The 19,792-nt window shown below is 44.5% G+C and carries 16 protein-coding genes; 9 read left to right on the top strand and 7 right to left on the bottom strand.

The genetic code is table 11. From position 1 onward, the window contains the following. Positions 1-64: 64 nt before the first annotated feature. Positions 65-2,425: a beta-L-arabinofuranosidase domain-containing protein gene (locus QE357_RS23625; RefSeq protein ID WP_309713386.1), complete on the bottom strand. Its 2,361-nt coding sequence runs from the start codon at positions 2,423-2,425 to the stop codon at positions 65-67. 256 nt (positions 2,426-2,681) lie between these two features. Here QE357_RS23625 and QE357_RS23620 point away from each other — a divergent pair, with 256 nt between their 5' ends. Further along, complete coding sequence (locus QE357_RS23620; RefSeq protein ID WP_307144066.1) at positions 2,682-4,142, top strand: APC family permease; 1,461 nt, start codon at positions 2,682-2,684, stop codon at positions 4,140-4,142. Positions 4,143-4,210: 68 nt separating this feature from the next. Here the strand turns inward: QE357_RS23620 and QE357_RS23615 are convergent, their stop codons facing one another. Together QE357_RS23615 and QE357_RS23610 are read right to left on the bottom strand one after the other, a co-directional pair. Next, positions 4,211-5,143 (bottom strand): putative 2-dehydropantoate 2-reductase, encoded by a 933-nt coding sequence (locus QE357_RS23615; protein ID WP_309713383.1) that lies wholly within the window; start codon positions 5,141-5,143, stop codon positions 4,211-4,213. 83 nt (positions 5,144-5,226) lie between these two features. Continuing rightward, positions 5,227-5,793, bottom strand: a complete 567-nt coding sequence (locus tag QE357_RS23610; RefSeq protein WP_309713380.1) for an SHOCT domain-containing protein — start codon at positions 5,791-5,793, stop codon at positions 5,227-5,229. Between the two features lie 177 nt (positions 5,794-5,970). On the opposite strand from QE357_RS23610, the gene QE357_RS23605 reads away from it, so the two are divergent. Then, entirely contained in the window at positions 5,971-6,912 is a 942-nt protein-coding gene (locus QE357_RS23605; RefSeq protein ID WP_309713377.1) for a cyanophycinase, read from the top strand. A gap of 395 nt (positions 6,913-7,307) precedes the next feature. After that, a complete protein-coding gene (locus QE357_RS25085) occupies positions 7,308-7,499 on the top strand; it encodes a DUF6250 domain-containing protein (RefSeq protein ID WP_409050288.1) in 192 nt (63 codons plus the stop codon). 106 nt (positions 7,500-7,605) lie between these two features. Here QE357_RS25085 and QE357_RS23600 read toward each other — a convergent pair whose 3' ends face one another. From QE357_RS23600 to QE357_RS23590, 3 genes are all read right to left on the bottom strand, one after another. Further along, the gene (locus tag QE357_RS23600) at positions 7,606-8,205 is read right to left on the bottom strand and encodes a cysteine hydrolase (RefSeq protein WP_309713374.1); all 600 of its coding nucleotides are present in this window, start codon (positions 8,203-8,205) and stop codon (positions 7,606-7,608) included. A 53-nt stretch (positions 8,206-8,258) separates the two neighbouring features. Then, entirely contained in the window at positions 8,259-8,915 is a 657-nt protein-coding gene (locus tag QE357_RS23595; protein WP_106636153.1) for a recombinase family protein, read from the bottom strand. A 1,234-nt stretch (positions 8,916-10,149) separates the two neighbouring features. Beyond that, on the bottom strand, positions 10,150-11,049 hold the full coding sequence (locus QE357_RS23590; protein ID WP_309713369.1) for a cation diffusion facilitator family transporter: 900 nt from the start codon (positions 11,047-11,049) through the stop codon (positions 10,150-10,152). A gap of 209 nt (positions 11,050-11,258) precedes the next feature. On the opposite strand from QE357_RS23590, the gene tkt reads away from it, so the two are divergent. From tkt to pgl, 6 genes are all read left to right on the top strand, one after another. Next, the gene (tkt, locus tag QE357_RS23585; protein ID WP_309713367.1) at positions 11,259-13,271 is read left to right on the top strand and encodes a transketolase; all 2,013 of its coding nucleotides are present in this window, start codon (positions 11,259-11,261) and stop codon (positions 13,269-13,271) included. A gap of 54 nt (positions 13,272-13,325) precedes the next feature. Then, the gene (locus QE357_RS23580; protein WP_106636158.1) at positions 13,326-13,775 is read left to right on the top strand and encodes an RpiB/LacA/LacB family sugar-phosphate isomerase; all 450 of its coding nucleotides are present in this window, start codon (positions 13,326-13,328) and stop codon (positions 13,773-13,775) included. Positions 13,776-13,802: 27 nt separating this feature from the next. After that, a complete protein-coding gene (tal, locus tag QE357_RS23575) occupies positions 13,803-14,888 on the top strand; it encodes a transaldolase (protein WP_106636159.1) in 1,086 nt (361 codons plus the stop codon). A 128-nt stretch (positions 14,889-15,016) separates the two neighbouring features. Beyond that, the gene (gene gndA, locus QE357_RS23570; protein WP_309713360.1) at positions 15,017-16,450 is read left to right on the top strand and encodes an NADP-dependent phosphogluconate dehydrogenase; all 1,434 of its coding nucleotides are present in this window, start codon (positions 15,017-15,019) and stop codon (positions 16,448-16,450) included. A gap of 121 nt (positions 16,451-16,571) precedes the next feature. Continuing rightward, on the top strand, positions 16,572-18,083 hold the full coding sequence (gene zwf, locus QE357_RS23565) for a glucose-6-phosphate dehydrogenase (protein WP_307144077.1): 1,512 nt from the start codon (positions 16,572-16,574) through the stop codon (positions 18,081-18,083). A 137-nt stretch (positions 18,084-18,220) separates the two neighbouring features. Beyond that, a complete protein-coding gene (pgl, locus tag QE357_RS23560; protein ID WP_309713356.1) occupies positions 18,221-18,967 on the top strand; it encodes a 6-phosphogluconolactonase in 747 nt (248 codons plus the stop codon). A gap of 568 nt (positions 18,968-19,535) precedes the next feature. On the opposite strand, the gene QE357_RS23555 is transcribed toward pgl, so the two are convergent. After that, the gene (locus QE357_RS23555) at positions 19,536-19,769 is read right to left on the bottom strand and encodes a hypothetical protein (RefSeq protein WP_106638152.1); all 234 of its coding nucleotides are present in this window, start codon (positions 19,767-19,769) and stop codon (positions 19,536-19,538) included. Positions 19,770-19,792 lie beyond the last annotated feature (23 nt).

The following is a 19,792-nucleotide window of genomic DNA, read 5'->3' as shown; positions in this document are numbered from 1 at the left end:
GAAGTAAACCGTTGTTCCCTAGGGAATAAAAAAGGGATACTTTTTGAAGTACCCCTTTTCACAGTTAATCTTTCAACATTCGAATGCCGTAGACTGGCCCCGCCTGATTGCCTTTTTTCGCCTGAAACTTGATCGTAACCGACCTTTTTCCCGTAGTTAATTCCTTCGGTAGCTCATAAGAAATTTCGTAAAATCGACTTTCCTTATACTTATTAACGTCTTCGCTGGCGATGGTTTTCCCGTCCACCAGAATATCAAACTGCCGACCCCGGTTATCCATGCCCCAATAAGTAGCAACCAGCGTATTTTTTGAATCAGGGTCTGTTTTCATCGTAAATTGAAAAGATCCGCCCTCATTCGCTACCCGGAATTTACGCGTGTGAGATTCACCCGTTTCGAGATTTTCCCCTGAGAAGTCATGATCCCGCTCGGGTTGCATTTCACCAACGCGGAGGTTATCAACGGTCCGAAGTTCCAGTTCGCGGGCTTGTCGGCGTTGCTCTTCGTAGCGTTTCTGCTGCTCCTGCCAGGTTTTACTGGTAAATACGTCCCAATACACGCTATAATGATCATCCTGTAACGCATAAAAAGGTTGCAGCGTCAGCGTTCCCGGATTACCCAATCGACTCGTCTGAAATTCCAGTGGTTTTCCGGTGGATTTGATGTAGCGGTTAGGATCTGAATCATTACTGACCACAACCGGAATACCCACCGCTGGATCGGTTTCTTGGGGACCCAAATTTCCTGCCAAAATTAATGGACCGTAGAAATACGCTTTACGGTCGGGATTATCGGGCATGGCGACGGTGTAAAGTTTGCTCGGCAAGCTTACTTCCACTAAATCACCTGCGTTCCATTTACGGTTAATCACCAGATAACCTTCCTCTTCTTTCAAGTCAGAAACGGGTTTTCCGTTGAGTAAAACCAGCATGGTCCCGGCCCAGTGCGGCTTGCGAATGCGGAGGGGTAACGAAATAGCTTTTTTAGGATGTAAGGTTAATCGAATGGAAGAATCGGCGGGTAACTGCGTTTCCATGTTAACCTGTAGCCCTTTTTCTTCCCAATTCAGTTTTGAAGGAATAAAGAGGTTCACGTACAAACTGCCATCCGCTCCTTTAAAATAAATGCTTTCGTTGTACTTCACGTGGTTTTCCATGCCCGACCCTACACAGCAGGTAAAGTCGTGAAGACGGCTGCTGAACTGTTTTTTTGCCCCCATGCGAAGCGGTACGAAGTAACACATCATACCCGTCGTATGATTTTGCGAAGCCAGGATGTGGTTATACAAGCCGCGTTCGTAGTAATCCATGTAGTGAGCAGAGGGCTGTAAAGCGAACAAATGCCGGGTTAGTTTCAGCATATTGTAGGTATTACAGGTCTCCATCGTGTTTTCGGTCAGTTTTTCGTTCAACTGATCTGGCGTGCTCAGGTATTCGTAGTTACTATTTCCACCCGTGGCGTAGGAGTGGTGATTGACAACGGTATTCCAGAAAAAGGCCGCACTTTCATAATCCTCTTTATTCCCCGTCAATTCATAGCGACGAACCGTTCCGATGAGTTTAGGAATTTGAGTGTTTGAATGTTTCCCTGGTAAAATGTCCTTATGATGAGCCAGCGAATCCAGAATCCAGCGGTCGTGAAATTTATACGATAAATCCAGAAATTTTTTGTCTTTGGTCAGCGAGTAGGTATTTACCAATAATTCATTCATCCCGCCGTATTCACACAAAAGCATTTTCTGAATTTGCTCGTCGGTTAGGTTTTTCAGTGTTTCGCCAACCCAATTTGCCATCCGAACGTTGATGTCCAGAGCTTTTTTGTTATCACAATAAAGGTGAGCATCCAGTAATCCGGCCATTACTTTATGAACCGTATACCAGGGCGACCAGGCACCGTTCAAATCAAAGCCACGCGAACGAATATCGCCTTTTGAAACTTCAGCAAAGACGGTATCCTCTTTTGGAATAGCCCCGATATAACCCGTTTTACGAGCTTTCTGACATTCATCCAATTCGTCAATCATGTAATTGACTCGCTTCAGAAATTCTGGATCTTTCGTGTTGGCGTAATGCATGGCACAAGCCGACAGGTAGTGCCCCAGCGTATGCCCGGCCAAACCCGAAGACTCCCAGCCGCCGTATTTTTCGGCTTTAGGTTTCAGGCCCGAGTGACTCCGAAATTCGGATAACAAGCGGTCGGGTTGAAGTTCTTTCAAAAAGTTAACATCCGCCTGCATCGCCTGCCGAAACGGACTGTCGAGTAACTCCACCTGACTTAACGGAAAAACATAGGCTTTCACAGGTACTACCGGCGAAACTTTGACTTTACTATTTTTCCATTCGGGGGCCAGTGATTGGCTCAAAGCACTTCCACTGACCAGAACAAGGGCCAGGAATAGCTTCGATAGTTGATGGTAAGCGTTCATGGATATAGGTTAGATCTTAAATTCTGAATGAATAAGAGCTGATTTAGTATCAAATACTATACTTTTTAAGTCCACCACAAAATTCGGATAAAACCTGATGCGGTTTTACGACGCTGATTCGCAAATATTAATACTATTCTAACGTGTAAGTAAATATTTGATTTTAGCTTATTTTATTTACATATATAGTCTATTAAGACTTATATTCTATGGCTTTTATTGAAAATTGCCGTATAAACTTCTATGATCTAATTTTATGGAAAATCTCAGCGAACCGGGTTTTAAACCACGCGTAACTCTGCTCGATGCCACCATGCTGGTAGCGGGGTCGATGATTGGCTCGGGCATTTTTATCGTCAGTGCTGAAATTACATCCAGCATTGGCGGGGCCGGTTATATGTTGCTGATGTGGGTTTTGGCCGGATTGGTGACCATCATTGCGGCTATTAGTTATGGAGAGTTAGCGGCAATGTTTCCGCGAGCTGGCGGACAATACGTGTATCTTCGGGAAGCCTACGGGCCTTTGGTCGGGTTTCTGTACGGCTGGGCTTTTTTCGCAGTTATCCAGACGGGTACTATTGCGGCAGTGGGAGTGGCTTTTGCCAAATTTGCGGCGTATGTGTTTCCGGCTTTCAGTGAAACCAATTACCTCTATCAGGGATCGCATTTTCAACTAACGGCGGCTCAGTTGGTGTCCATCGCCATCATTGTTGGATTAACGTATCTGAATAGTCGCGGGGTAAAAAATGGTGTCATCGTTCAGACGGGATTAACGAGTATCAAAATACTATCGTTGGTGGGATTAACTGCCGCTGGGTTAATCTGGGGAGCAAAAGCCGAAATCTGGGAACAAAACTGGCAACAAGCCTGGACGCTGGCTCAGTTAAGCCCGTCAAGCGACGGCGGCTTGCAACGAACCTTACTAACCGGATTGGCTAGTTGGGGAGCCATTGCCATTGCCATGAAGGGAACCTTATTTTCCAGCGATTCCTGGCATTCCATTACCGCCATCGCCGGAGAAGTGAAAAATCCTAAAAAGAATATTGGCCTGAGTTTGATCTTAGGAACACTGATCGTCACGGTTCTGTACGTCTTAACTAACGTCATGTATCTGGCGGTTATTCCTCTGAAAGACATCGCTTTCGCTCCCAATGCAAGGGTCGGAGTCGTTGCGGCAGAATACATTTTTGGTCCCGCAGGAACGACCGTAATGGCGGTTCTGATCATGATTTCCACCTTTGGCTGTAATAACGGACTGATTCTAGCCGGGGCACGGGTGTACTACACGATGGCTCAGGATGGTTTATTTTTCCCGAAAGCTGGGAAACTAAATAAAGCTCAGGTGCCGGCGTATAGTTTATGGATTCAATGCGGCTGGGCTTGTCTGTTATGCCTAAGTGGAGAATACAACCGACTTCTGGCTCTGGTAATTTTTGGGGTGTTAATTTTCTACGTATTAACCATTGCCGGAATTTATATCCTGCGTATCAAAAGGCCCGATATACCAAGGCCTTATAAAGCTTGGGGTTACCCCGTATTGCCTGCCCTATACCTGATCATTGCCAGTACATTGGCTGTACTTTTATTAATCTTTGAAAGCGAATACACCCTTCCGGGGCTGGGTATTATTCTCGTCGGTATTCCGATTTATTACTGGATGCTGCCGCGAAAAAAATCCATGACTCAATCTTTTGTTGGTACCGAAGAAGAAAGGTAGAGAATTCATCTTCCTAAGGGGCGGCGGATCAGGCATTCGTCGCCTTTTTTTCGTAGTCATTTACGGTATTACATTTCAGCCTGAGAGTTTCGTTGACGTTCCAGAAAAGTTAGCTGTTGGGCCAGCGTATCCACCCGACTCATGGAGTAACCCGCTGCCTGAGCCGCTGAAACGGGGTTTTCATAGATGTAGCGAATCTCCAGCGGACGACCCTGCTCAAAATCGAGTTTCATGCTAGGGGAATACGGTCGCATGCGTTGGGTGTACGCCAGCATTTCGTCGGCGAAAGCTTCTGAAAGATGAATCCCGCAGGCATTAGCTCCGGCAATCACCTCCCGCATGATTTCTTTCGATAGCTGAGCCGTTTCCGGATTTCCCACTAACTGATCTGTAGTAGTATTAAGAATGACAGAAAGCCCATTGAATGGAATATTCCAAACCAATTTACGCCAGCGAATGAATTGTAAATCAGGAATGGTAACGATGGGTAAACCCGTAGTTTGAAAAGTGCTTACGACTTCCTCGAGACGATTCAAATCCGGGAGGTTATAGGAACCTAACTCCAATCGACCGTTATCAAAATGCCTGATTACACCGGGACTTACTTTGCTGGCCGAGACCCGGGCAATGCCTCCGGCGATGGAAACGCCCGGAAAGAGATCGGCCACGTCCTTTTCTACGCCTAACCCATTCTGAATCAAGATGACAAGACTATCTTTTTTCAAAAGGGGCGGTAATAAATCGGGTAATAGTTTTTCGTTCTGAATGCTTTTCAAACCCACCAAAATCACATCCGATGGAGGCATATCCGTGGCCTTCTGGTAGGCCTGAACTTTCGGAAGATGAAGCCCACCCAGATGGGCGGAGTTAATTTGTAAACCATGTTCGTTGACCCAGTCGTAATCGGTATTCAATAAAAAGTGAACGTCCTGCCCGGCCCCGGCAAGCATTCCTCCGTAAAATCCACCAATTGCTCCGGTGCCAATGACTGAAAAAACCATAACTCTTTTTTAACATGAATGATTATCATTACAAAAGTAAAAGCCAGGTACTTGCAGCCTAGCTAAAAATGATTTTTCATCGGCTACTGATTCAGTAGTTTCTTTTTCTGCGTTTCAAATTCCTCTTTCGTCAGGACCCCTTCGTCCATCAGTTCCTTAAACTTTCGTATTTCATCAGCTACGCTAAAAGGCTTTGCCACGGGTGTTTGCAGATGAGAAGTATAGGGTTCGGGAAGCGTTACCTCGCCCGCCTCAATGGCATTGTCGAGTTCTACCCAGTAGTTCGTTAGGGTGCCAATGCCAATTCGGGCAATGACTTGATAACCTGTCCGTTTAGAACCTCTCACTAACAAAGATTTAACTTTTGCCTTTTTTCCATTGGAGAAGGATGTAAGCCGCTCCCGTTCATCGCTGTGCTGATAGGCGGGCGTTTCGTAAATAAATGCAAAAAATTTATTGGGCATGGTTCCGTTGCCAAGGGTAATTTCTTCCCCTTCTTTTAAAACCCAGCCTGTTTTAGAGATAAAGCCCTCTTTATTTAAATGTTGCTCGATTTCGGCTTTCTTTAGGTTGTCATAATCAGGCCGCTCCTGAGCATAGGTCATTGTGAATACGAAAAATAGAAGTGTAAAAAGGCTGAGGTGTTTCATGGCGTTTGAGCATTGATTGAATGGTTAGAAAACTAAGCATGAATAAAAAGTCAGCCAAGCAATTGCGACGTTAAAAGTAGTTAACGATGGAAGTGAAAGATAGGAACAGATGCCTGAAAGCAGGTAGAAGTATGCCTTTGGTCGCGGTTAACAGCAATTGAATCGCTCTTTACTTGGATGAACTGCCATTGGAAGGTAGATTTATTTATCAATCAGAATACCTTACCCATGCGTCAGATTTACTTTTTGTTATTTACTATCATCACCTGGTCTGCTTTGGCTCAGACGCCTGTTGTTATCAACGAAAAAAGTACCACTAGACACGGTCCCGAAAAAGGATCACTCCTCATCATTGGCGGAGGCAAAGTCGGCCCTGAAATCTGGAATACATTTGTGACATTAGCGGGTGGAAAGGAAAAGGCTAAGATTGTGGTGGTTACTGCTGCTGCTGGCAATGAAGAAGCGTTAAAACCTGAGCATGTGGAAAGCATCAGGAAACAATCGGGCGTTGCGAAGGTAACGTTATTGCACACCAAAAAGCTTACGGAAGCAAATAGTGAGGCTTTTATCGCTCCCTTGAAAGAAGCAACGGGCGTGTACTTTATTGGTGGAAGGCAATGGCGGCTAGCCGATTCGTACCTGAATACCTTGACTCATCAAGCCTTTTTTGAGGTATTAAATCGGGGAGGGGTTATTGCCGGAAGTTCAGCGGGAGCGAGTATTCAGGGATCATTTTTATGGCGGGGCGATACCAAAGGGGCTCAGATTCTGGTCGGCGATCACACGCAGGGACTTGGCTTTTTAAAGAACTCCGCTATTGACCAGCATTTACTGAAAAGAAATCGGCAATTTGATTTAATAGATTTCATCAAAAATGCTCCCGAACTGATTGGCATTGGCCTGGATGAATCTACCGCCATTGTTGTTCAGCAGGATACTTTTGAAGTGGTAGGCAAATCGTACGTGGCGGTTTATGATTATCAAACGATACTAGGAAAGAGCCCTTCGCACGACTCTAATGCGAAAGAGAATTTCACCACTTCCAATGGTGGTTTTATTTTGCTGAGTGAAGGTCAGAAATATGATCTTAAAAACCGAAAGGTTCTGTCTAATCCTTAATAGAGATAGAAAAAGTGTGCTTTTCGGGCTAGGGCTAGTGAAGTCTTATTGGAGAAATGACGGATTTGATGGTAAAGTATTGATATATCCTTTAGCTGTAAAATAAGTACTCCCCGGATTTCATCCGGGGCTACCCATGTTCAACCCCGCTGGGGTTATGATTAAAATAGATTTATAAAGAAAACCCCGGAGGGGTTTAATACTCGCTTCCCCGGATGAAACCCGGGGAAGCGAGTATAGTTAAAGAAATAAACGGATACGAGATAGAAGTCTTACGCCTGTGATTAACATAACTTTCCCGAGGTCAAGTACGCTAGCAAAGGTAATAAGGTCCTTCGCTTTGCTCTGGATGACAGACTTAACGAATAGAGAGCGAAAGCCATGCCTAACCTAAAATGCTTTGGCAACCATCGGCGAAAGGAAATTACGTGGTAGAGTATACGCGAACGATTTTGATGAACAGAAATGTTAATGATCGCCTGTCAGAACTGAATCAAAACTGGATGGTTCATGAGCCTTGCCTGAAAACCGTTTCATCCGGCAAGGCTCATGAGCTTCTTAAGATTCTCTTCAACTGTATTAGGTGAGGAGCTCAAAACTATAAATAGACAACCCGCTGATAGGTATTTCAAATTTCGTTCTACCCGATTACACCAGCTAATCAATACTTTTAATGTTTATTCGATGGAATAATCATTCCATTAACTGCTGCAAATTCAGTTTCGACGAAGGAGTAAGGTTAGCATGCACCGTTCGTTCTAAAAACGTGAGTGAATTTTGCGTATAGTCTTCGTTTCGGGCCGTGGTACAATCCGAAGGAACGTAGATTTCATAATCCCGCATGTACGCATCTGTTGCCGTAAAAACAATGCAGGAATCGGTAGATATTCCCGTCAAAATCAGACGTTTCACATTGAAGTAACTTAGCAAGGTTGACAGCGTTGTGGCAAAAAAGGCGGAATGCTTGGGTTTAAGAACGAAGTAATCGTCCGCTTCGGGCCTGAGAATTTCCGCCAGTGCCTGCCCTCTTACCTGATCTTGAAGAACGTGGTCAATCACCTCATTGAAATCAGAACGCCAGCGACCAAAATTATCATTTGCATAAATAACGGGAATGTTAAGCTTTCGGGCTTGTTTCTTTAAATCCCGAATACATTCTGCAACCTGTATAGAAGTACCTACAAACTCTTCGCCTTCAGGAAATTCCAGATCATTAATCATATCGATAATTATTAGGGCGACAGGGCAGCTATCAGGTACATTGCCGTGAAGATCATTGTGTGGAACACTCATATGCTTACGGTGTTTAGCGTTGAAACTTACGTATAGTGTAAACGTTTCATACCTTATGTAAAACGTAGTACCAGCCGCTGCACCGTCATGGCATGGAACAATTTTCCCCTTCGAGTGCGAAAACCGTTATTATTCAATTTTTCAGCAATGACTGCGTAGGTGTGTCCCTGGGCTCTGTAGAGGCGGGCTAATTCGGCGGCTTGTCGGTTCGCCTGATGGGTTTTGGCATTTTCAATACGTAGCTCCCGGCCTTTGCTAATGGCTTCTTCCGTTAGGTTTTCGGGTTTACCCAAGGTAAATCCTAACCGCTTCTTTTGCCGGAGGGCGTTACGGGTTCGTTCCGAAATCAACTCGCGTTCGTGCTGGGCCAACACGGCCATGATGCCAATGGTAAGCGTATTGGCATCGGGAATGTCGCAGGCCACAAAATCTACTTCGGCATTTCTGAGGGTAAAAATGAATTCGGCATTTCTGGAAAGCCGGTCAAGTTTGGCAATTAACAAACGGGCTCTTTTTTCCTTGGCAAAAGCAATAGCTGCTTTTAACTGAGGTCTGTCTGATTTTTTCCCTGATTCGACTTCCGTAAACTCCTCTAAAATAGTTTCGCCGTCACGCACGAAGCGGCGAACAATTTCCTGCTGAGCCGAAAGCCCTAATCCCGATTTTCCCTGAGAAACCGTCGAAACGCGGTAATAAGCAACGTATTGCATGGGGTGATAAGCAAAACTGATCGATTAACAACCCTAAAAGTAGTGATTTTTTGACGAATATAACGTTTTTTAAAGGAACCTTCGTAAAATGTTAAAAGCTGAAAGTAGGTTGTAATCGGCTCTGAGAATAGGCTGTACTAAACTAACGCGGGAAATTTTACGTGAGATGGATTCTCAAAGCCATATAATCAGGCTACTTCTTCTATTTATTTATTAACCATTATACTTCTATAGTTGAGATGCGTAAGGTATTCTATGTTAGGCGTCACAGAGAACACCAGTGTTTGGAGACTACTCATAAATACCAATAGCAGGTTTTCATTTGCCATTGTACTCGGAAATAGCTATGCACAAAGAAGCTACACCAATGCTTCCGATTCTCAATTAATAAAGATTTTAGTAGTTATGATTCGTAGTATATAAGTTGTAGATAATTTGTAACTAAGCCAAGTTATAAAATTGATAATGGTAGAAATTTTACTTCTTTAAGTACTACTTATAATAAAGACAATTATGAATGTTAAACGAATAGTATTTATCCAAAGTATCATTCTATTGACGAGTATTAAAGCTTTTCCTCAAAGCAATGATCTCTATCCAGATTTTGAGATTTCATTGACAGAAAGCTTACATCAAAGTGAATTAAGAAAACCTATATCCTATTATTTGGGAAAATACGTATTTGTAACAAGAGCTAGCTAAAAATTGTGAGACTCAATATGGCGAATTTAAATTTAGAGTGAATGAAAAAGGTATCGTAGATTCTCTTATTTTAAGTGGAAATCTAAGACCATTCGTTGTTAAAAAAATAAGTGATCGTATTTGGTCTAGTTCTGGGCGGTGGAAATTTACTCACCTAAAAGAGGGACTAAAATCCTACTGGTTCATATACCCATTTTACCAGTTTGTTGACACGCATACCCCAGGATGCTTTACCCGAGGTAATGCTTCTCAAACTATCTTCAGCTAAGTTATAATAGATTACTTCGATTGCCTCATAATTCAAAGGGGCTCTTGAAAATGAAAGACGGCTATTTAATTGAGCCGGGCTCTACGCAACCTTACAATAAAAGGTAAAGTGTTTGCACTAAAATTAGTATAAATAACTTTTAAAGCATATTTGCTTGCTATACATAGTTGTAATATCATGAAAATAACACCTCTAATAAATGGTTATTACTTTTGTTGAATAAGTGAAATGTTTTAACCTTAATAAGGTAAATAAATCCACTTATTACTCTTTCACTGGTTCAATAAACACATGAGTTACGGGAGTTACTTGCGTAATAATATTCTCTTTAAGATCGGCCACGGCTTTGATTAATTCTTCACTATTCAGGTTTGAATTGAAGCAAACTTGTTGAATAACGACTACTTGTTCGGGCCCCATTTGAAAAGTTAACTGATTTTTTAGCGATTCCGAGTCTTTTAGTGCCTGCGTAACAGCCCTGACCTGACTTCGAATCTCGGGATCTGCTCCTTCGCCTAATAATAAGCTTTTACTTTCGCGGGCTAATACAATGGCTACGCCCATCAGTATACAACCGATGAGGATTGAGGCGGCTCCGTCGATGTACGGGTTTTGTAATTCGTGCCCCAGAAAGACTCCTAAAAAAGCAATTAGTAAACCTAACACGTCAGAAGCATCTTCAAAAAGAACGACGAAAGTAGAAGGGTCTTTGCTGTCTTTTACGGCTTTCCAAAATGGTGTTTTTCCTCGTTGGGCATTAAAGGCTTTAAAGGCGGTAAGCAGTGAAAAACCATCGAGGGCAAAAGCAATTCCTAGGACAACATAATTCCAGAACGGATCTTCAATGGCGTGAGGATGTTGAATGTGCGTAATGCCTTCGTAAAAAGAAACGCCGCCGCCCACCGAAAAAATTAATAGCGAGACGATATAGGAATAAAAGTAGACTTCTTTCCCATACCCGAAAGGTCGGTTTTCATCGGGTTGTTTCTGGCTGCGTTTGATGCCCAATAGTAATAGAAATTCATTCAATGTATCTACCAGCGAATGGATTCCTTCCGACAACATGGCAGAACTTCCGCTGACGCTTGCGGCGACAAACTTGGTAGCAGCAATGGCTAGATTAGCGGCCAGAGCAGTATAAATGGCGAATTGGGTAGAAGGCATGGTCGGTAAGGGAGAAATAATCGTTAACTGAAGTTAATGAAAAATGACTTTGCTTTTAATTAAAAATTAATTCCACTTAAAATCAGGAAATTATCTCTCAAAATCTCTCGGCTTGTATGATTCTTTTGCGGATAAAAAAGACTTAAACCTGTGTAAAGTTCACCGCAGCAAGCGTTTGTTGATCGGTGTTTACCTAAATTTTTAAGAAGATGACAGTAACAACAACCGACATTGAGCAATTAGGTATCAATACCGTCAGAGTTCTGTCCGCCGATGCGGTTCAGAAAGCTAATTCTGGTCACCCCGGCATGCCGATGGGGGCCGCTCCGATGGGACATGTGCTGTGGGCTCATCATATGCATTATAATCCAAAAAATCCCGAATGGCCGAATCGTGACCGCTTTCTACTCTCCGCTGGACATGGGTGTATGCTTCAATATAGTTACCTGTATTTAACAGGATATAACCTGACGATGGACGATATTAAGAGCTTTCGTCAGTTACACAGCAAAACGGCGGGTCACCCGGAATATGGCTTACTGGATGGTATCGACATTACCACGGGGCCTCTGGGTCAAGGCTTTGCCAATGGGGTAGGTTTTGCCATTGCCCAGAAACAGTTAGCGGCTCGCTATAATAAGCCTGATTTTGAGTTATTTGATTATAAAATCTACGCCATTTGTAGCGATGGTGATTTAATGGAAGGGGTAACCTCCGAAGCCGCTTCCATCGCTGGGCATCTGAAGTTAGGTAATTTGATTTACCTCTACGACGACAATAATATTTCGATTGAAGGGAATACGGCGATGACCTTTGACGAAGACGTGGCCAAGCGTTTCGAAGCCTATGGCTGGCATGTGCAGTCTATACAAGATGGAAATGATATTCAGGCCATTTCTGAGGCCGTGGAGAATGCCAAAAATGAAACCGAGCGACCTTCGCTCATTAAAGTTCGTACGCAAATCGCCTACGGAAGTCCGAATAAGGTAAATACGGCCGGTTCGCACGGATCACCGCTGGGAGAAGAGGAAGTAAAATTAGTGAAGCAGAATTTTGGCTTCGATCCGGAAAAATCATTCTACGTTCCCGATGAAGTGCTTGACTATTACCGCAGCATCGGAGCCAAAGGTGAAGACTTAGAGAAAAGCTGGGACGAGTTGTTTGCTGCCTACAAAGAAAAATATCCCGATTTAGCCGCTCAGTACGAACAGGAACGCACGCTGAAATTACCCGAAAACTGGCAGGATGCTATCCCGACGTTTAGTGCGGAAGAGGGTAAAATGGCCACTCGTAAAGCTTCGGGTAAGGTGTTAAATGCACTGGCTCCGATCTTGCCTAGTTTGACGGGTGGAGCTGCCGATCTGGCCCCGTCTACGGATACTATGCTAAAGGATTATCCATCCTTTTCGGCGGAAGATCGTTCGGGACGAAACTTCCATTTCGGCGTTCGGGAGCATTCGATGGGGGCGATTTTGAATGGCATGGCTATGACGAAAGGTATTATTCCATACGGGGCTACTTTCCTGATTTTCTCGGAATACATGCGTCCTCCCATTCGGATGGCAGCCATTATGAAAATACGAACCATACTGGTGTATACGCACGACAGTATCGGTTTGGGAGAAGATGGGACTACGCACCAGCCGGTTGAGCAATTGATTGCCTTACGGGCGATGCCTAATATCGTGGTTATCCGTCCAGCCGATGCCAACGAAACAGCTCAGGCCTGGAAAGCGGCCATCGAGCATACCACAGGACCGGTGATTATTGTTTTGACCCGTCAGGATATTCCTATTTTAGATCAGAATAAATACGCTAAGGCGGAGAACCTGAGTAAAGGAGCTTACATCCTTTCTGATTCGCAAGGTGAACCAGATGTGATTTTATTAGCAACGGGTTCAGAAGTTTCCTTAATTTTGGAAGCTCAGCAAAAATTAGCCGAAGAATCGATTCAGGCACGGGTAGTGAGTATGCCTTGCTGGGAGTTTTTTGAGAAACAGGACGAGGCTTATAAAGAAAGCGTTTTGCCTAAATCTCTGAAAAAACGACTCGCGGTAGAGGCCGCCTCACCCGTAGGTTGGCATAAATACGTCTCCGATGAGGGAGATGTCATTGCTATGACTACCTTTGGCGAGTCCGCACCGGCAAAAGATCTTTTTAAGGAGTTTGGATTTACCGTTGATAATGTTGTAAGCCGGGCTAAGGCCTTGCTGAATAAGTAAGGAACGAGGGGGCTGGTACACAACGTATCAGCCTTTTCTTTAACTAACACCGCTATGAAAATAGGAATTGCAGCCGATCATGGAGGGTACGACCTCAAACAAACCCTTTACCAGTTTTTGCTGGCGAAAGGATATGAAGTAGTTGATTTCGGAGCCCATTCGCTCGACACGCAGGATGATTACCCTGATTTTGTTATTCCCCTAGGCAAAGCAATTGCTAATCAGGAAGTAGATCGGGGTATTGCCGTTTGCGGTAGTGGCGTGGGAGCTTCCGTAGTGGCTAATAAAATCGCGGGCGTCCGGGCGGCTTTAATTAATGATCATTTTTCGGCTCATCAGGGCGTTGAGGACGACGACCTCAATCTTTTATGCCTGGGAGGCCGCATTACGGGCTTTATGGCAGCTCAGGAATATGTCGATGCATTCTTAAATGCAAAATTTTCCGGGGCCGAGCGGCACCTTCGTCGTCTTCAAAAGGTTCACTCTTTAGAACATATCGTTTAGTTTTCATTTAAACAGTTACTATCACCTATGGCAACCAATCGTGTAAAAGCAATTTATGAACACGGACAGAGCATCTGGCTCGATTTCATTGAACGGAAATTTATTAAATCTGGCGAATTACAAAAATTAATTGACGAAGATGGCGTTCGGGGTATTACTTCCAATCCGGCCATTTTTGAAAAAGCCATCAGCGGCAGCTCCGAGTATGATGAGCAAATGAAAGAGCTGGTGGGCCAGAGCGAAGAAGATATTTTTTATGCCTTAGCAATCAAGGATATTCAGGACGCTGCGGACTTGTTTGATGGTGTTTATAATGATAAAGTTGTAGGTGCGGACGGATATGTGAGTCTGGAGGTTTCTCCCGAACTGGCTCGTGATACCGAAGGAACGATTGAGCAGGCTCTGGATCTTTGGGAGCGGGTAGATCGTAAAAACGTAATGATCAAGATTCCAGGAACAGCCGAAGGTCTGCCTGCGATACGCAAAGCCATCAGCGAAGGTATTAACATTAACGTTACCCTGCTGTTTAGCCTGGATCGTTACGCTGCCGTTGCCAATGCATATATCGATGGATTGGAAGATCGTCTGGCCGCTGGTCAGCCTATAGATCATATTTCTTCGGTAGCTAGTTTCTTCCTGAGCCGTATTGACGTAGCCGTTGATCCTAAATTACCCGAAGGCAGCGACCTGAAAGCGAAAGTAGCCGTTGCTTCAGCGAAGAAATCGTACGAAATCTACAAAGAAATTTTCTCTAGCGAACGCTTCAAGAAATTAGAAGAAAAAGGAGCGAAACCTCAGCGTCTGTTATGGGCAAGCACGAGCAGCAAAGATCCTGCTATTGCGGATACGTATTACGTAGAAGCCCTGATTGGTCCTAACACGGTTGATACCGTTCCGATGGAAACGCTGGTGGCTTTCCGTGATCATGGTAATGCGGCATCTACTCTGGAAAGTGGTCTGGATGAGGCAACGCAAACCCTTGATTCTCTGAAAGATTTAGGAATCAACCTCGATGAAATTACAACGAAACTCGAAGAAGAGGGTATCGAAAAATTCATCGCACCTTACCAAAAACTCCTCAAAGCCATCGCCGACAAAGTGGCTTCTTTCTAATTAGTTGACCGTTTGCTGTTTTCAGTTTTCAGTAACTGTGTACAAGAATAACGCTTGCCTTTTGGGCAAATAGTTATCAGTGGCAGGATAACTGAAAACAGCAAACGGAAAACAGTAAACTCAAACTCATGAGCACTGAGCAGTATACTATGGGGATGATCGGTCTGGGTACGATGGGCCGTAACCTCCTGTTAAATATGGCGGATCATGGCGTGTCTGTAGCGGGTCATGATACCGATCAATCCAAAGCCGACCTTCTGGAAAAAGAAGGCGAAGGCAAAAAAGTGAAGGGTTTCGTAACCCTTCCTGAATTCGTACAAAGCCTGACGATCCCCCGTACGATTATCATGCTGGTTCCAGCAGGTAAGGCTGTAGATAGCGTTATTGAAAACATTACGCCTCTACTTTCAGAAGGCGATATTCTGATTGACTCAGGTAACTCGCATTTCACGGATACTAATCGCCGGGTAGATTACCTGCAAACCAAAGGAATCCACTTCTTTGGAATGGGTATTTCGGGGGGTGAATCCGGTGCCCGTCGCGGTCCTAGTATGATGCCCGGTGGCGATAAGCATGCCTATGAAGTAATGAAGCCCGTTTTCGAAGCCATTGCGGCGAAGGTAGACGGCGTTCCTTGCGTAACGTACATTGGCCCCGGAGCTTCCGGTCACTTTGTGAAAATGGTTCACAACGGGATTGAATACGGGATCATGCAGTTAATTGCAGAAACCTACGGTTTACTGAAAAACGGTCTGAAGCTTGAAAATGAAGCGATCGGACAGATTTTTGCCAAGTGGAACGAAGGTCGTCTGAAGTCATTCCTGATTGACATTACCAAAGATATTTTTGCGTATAAAATTCCAGGAACGGATCGCGAGTTACTCGACGACATCAAGGACGAAGCAAAAGCCAAAGGTACGGGTAAGTGGACTTCCCAGGCTTCTATGGATCTGGAAGTACCCATTGCTACGATTGATACCGCCGTTGAACAACGCGATTTATCTAAGTATAAAAAACTCCGCGAACAGGCTTCTGACCTGTACAGCACTCAGGCTCACGGAATTGATGCCGTCAAAGAAGAGTTCATTGATGCACTAGAGCAGGCGTTTTTTGCGAGCATGGTAATTACCTATGCTCAAGGGATGCACATGCTGTACAAATCTTCGATTGCTTACGGATACAACCTCAATCTGGCCGCTATTGCTCAAATCTGGCGAGGTGGGTGTATTATTCGTTCCGAATTCCTGACGGATATTACCAACGCTTACGAGAAAAATCCTGAGCTGGAGCATTTGTTACTGGACGAAAACGTTAAGCAACAGATCACTGCTGCTCTTCCCGGCACGCGTACCGTTGTAACGGCTGCAATTCAGAGCGGTATTGCCGCTCCGGCTTATACTTCAGCCATCAGTTACTTTGATGCCTTCCGCACCAAACGCCTGCCTTCCAACCTGATTCAGGCCCAGCGGGATTACTTCGGAGCACACACCTACGAGCTTATTGGTAAGGAGGGTGTTTTCCATACTGAATGGGTAAGTAAGGAAGACGTGAACCTGGTCTAGGATAGCTCAGACAAAAGAATAATAAATTCAGACGGATTAGGGGATTGTGTCTGTTTTTATTAATAACCCGGCGGCATTAGCTGTCGGTCCGTAAAAGTCAAACCTTTTATCTATTAACCCCATGGAATCAACTACAAGGCCAACCATCTTTGTGATATTTGGTGGTACGGGTGATTTGAACTCCCGGAAACTGGCCCCCGCATTATATAATCTGTATCTGGACGGGTACCTGCCTGAGCAATTTGCCATTATTGGCACGGGTCGTACCAAACTGACGGATAAGGTTTTCAACGATAAAATTCTTGAAGGAATTAATTCGTTTTCCCGTAGCGGAAAAGCTTCTCCAGAAAAATGGGCGGAGTTTTCCAAACACGTAGTCTATCAGGTTTCTGACCTGAATGCCGAAGAAACCTATCAGGAATTCAGTAGCCGGATTGACGAATACCAGCAAGCCTGGGGCGAGAAAGCCAATGTAATTTATTACCTGGCAGTTTCGCCTAATTTCTTCCCTATCATTGCCGAAAACATTTCAAAAGCAGGTTTGGCTTCAGATACTGAACGCGTTCGAATTGTGATTGAAAAACCATTCGGGCATGATCTGGAGTCGTCTAAGAAGCTAAATGACCTGCTGGCGAGCATCTTCCAGGAGAAGCAGATTTATCGCATTGACCATTACTTAGGTAAGGAGACGGTACAAAACATCATGGCGTTCCGCTTTGCGAACTCCATTCTTGAACCACTCTGGAATCGTAATCACATCGAACACGTTCAGATTTCGGTAACGGAACAGTTAGGAGTAGGGGAACGTGGCGATTATTACGACGGAGCGGGTGCTTTGCGGGATATGATTCAGAATCACCTGTTACAGTTACTCTGCCTCGTGGCAATGGAACCCCCCGTTAGTTTCAATGCCGATGAAGTTCGTAACCGTAAAGTAGACGTGCTGAAAGCCATGCGTCGTTTCTCGGCAGAAGACGTTCGTTTGTCGGCCGTACGTGGTCAATACGGCGGTGGCTGGATGGAAGGAAAAGAAGTAAATGGATACCGTGAAGAGCCTAAAGTAGAGGAAAACTCTAATACAGAGACCTTTGCGGCCATCAAGTTTTTTGTAGATAACTGGCGTTGGCAAGGCGTACCTTTCTACCTCAGAACGGGTAAACGCATGCACCAGTCAGCTTCGGTAATTTCGATTCAGTTCAAGGAAGTACCTCACGATATTTTTCCTTCGGGCATCAAAGACAGTCTTCCACAAAACCGTCTGATTATCAGTATTCAACCTGAAATGAGCATCCGTTTGCAAGTGCAGGCGAAACGCCCTGGGCTGGATATGGTACTGAATACGGTAGACATGGTATTCGACTATCAGGGTACGTATACGCACCAGACACCCGAGGCGTACGAGACGTTATTACTCGACACCATGCTGGGCGATCAAACGCTCTTCATGCGTGGCGATCAGGTAGAAGCGGCCTGGGATTTATTGATGCCGGTATTGAATACCTGGGCTTCTAAACCTAGTCTGAGCTTCCCGAATTACGCTGCTGATTCCTGGGGCCCCGAGTCTGCTGAAGCACTCATTGCCCGCGATGGATTTCACTGGTTTTCTCTTCCGTTGAAAACAAAGAAACAGTAAAGGCTGTCTGATTGTTAAAACCATAGAATATGAATTTTCGTATTCTATGGTTACTGTGAATATGGTTAGCAACTAATGGGCTACACCGGTATGAAGAGATTAAATGCCTGTAAACCATTGCATATTAGAACACCCTTATGAAAATTACGATTGGTGATACCGTAGAGGAAACCCTGGAAAACACCGCCCGGTATTTTGTGGATACGGCGGTTCGGAACATTGACAAAAAAGGAAGTTTTTCCGTGGCCCTGTCGGGTGGAAGCTCTCCCAAAAAGGTGTATGAAATTCTGGCCTCAAAGTACGCAATGGCCTTAGACTGGAAAAAGGTTCATTTCTTTTTTGGCGATGAGCGTTATGTTCCTCAGGATCATGCCGATAGTAATTACTTAATGGCGAAGAAAACACTCTTCACGCCATTAGCGATTCATCCCAGCCAGGTTTACGCCGTGGATACTAGTCTGGAACCAGCGGCTGCCGCTGCGGCTTATACCCAGACGATTGATAAGTTCTTTAACGGAGAAAAAATCAGCTTTGATTTAATACTACTGGGTTTGGGGGATAACTCTCACACGGCTTCTTTATTTCCCCATACGGATATTTTGGAAGACGATAGTGTATCAGTAAAATCTGTGTTCCTGCCCGAAGAAAAAGTGTATCGCATTTCTTTCACGTTTCCTTTGATTAATCAGGCGAGTCGTACGGCTTTTCTGGTGTACGGTAAAGGAAAAGCAGAAGCTGTGCGGCATGTCATTGAAGATCCCATTAATATCGCCGAATATCCGGCTCAGCTCATCGTTCCGTCCAACGGTTTTCTGATGTGGTTCCTCGACAAAGAAGCCGCTTCTGAATTAGCGATGAAAGACCCTACTGGCGTATTGAGTTAGTACAATAGAGCATTACTTCAAAGAAAAGCTGATCTATCTAGGTCAGCTTTTTTGTTGGTGATCCAAAATAGTGGTTTAAGAAGGACTTTTCAATAAAATGCAGAGACTGAAAGTAGGCTTTACTTAAGATGACCGTTGGAAGTTTTAGACTCTCCCGCAGTCGCTCGGCTCTGCCGATTGACAAAATGGAGTCCAGGCCTCTGGCCGATAGGAGTCAAAACAGTTTAGGTTAGACAAGCCTTTCGCTTTCTGGTAGTTTTCTTTGCCTGAGACGGCCAGAGGCCTACAGTTATGTGGTCACTCGGCAGAGCCGAGCGACTGCGGAGAATAGTCAGGAGGTGTTCATTTATCCCCAGATCTGTCATCCAGAGCGAAGCGAAGGACCTTATAGATTTTGACAGGTTGCTTGGCCCTGGGAAACTCCGTTAGTCCGCGTTGGAAATGTGGATGATCACGACTGGTACGAGACTCGTTCCCCCCGCAGTAGACGACGACGATTATAAATTTTAAACAGTGTCTTCGTAGCATAATAAAAAAGCGACGTAGGTCTCTACGTCGCTTAGCTTGGTTAACTATAGGGTGGTTTATCTAAATCCGGCTTGTCGTAATTTCGATTAGGATTGTTTTGACGAACGGGAGCATCTAATTCATCACCATCCGTATATTCCTCATCGATTCGATCCACCGGAGGTGCATCTTTTAAAGGTACTTCAGCAGAAACTCCACTATTTCCTTTGATAGATTGGTCGGTAAGTCCATTGGGGCTTGCCGCCTTTTTCGCATTTATTTCGTCTTGTTTCATAGCATTAAATAATTAAGGAAACT

The organism is Siphonobacter sp. SORGH_AS_0500 (assembly GCF_031453245.1).
Lineage (GTDB): Bacteria > Bacteroidota > Bacteroidia > Cytophagales > Spirosomataceae > Siphonobacter.
This window is presented reverse-complemented; position numbering and strand designations above follow the sequence as displayed.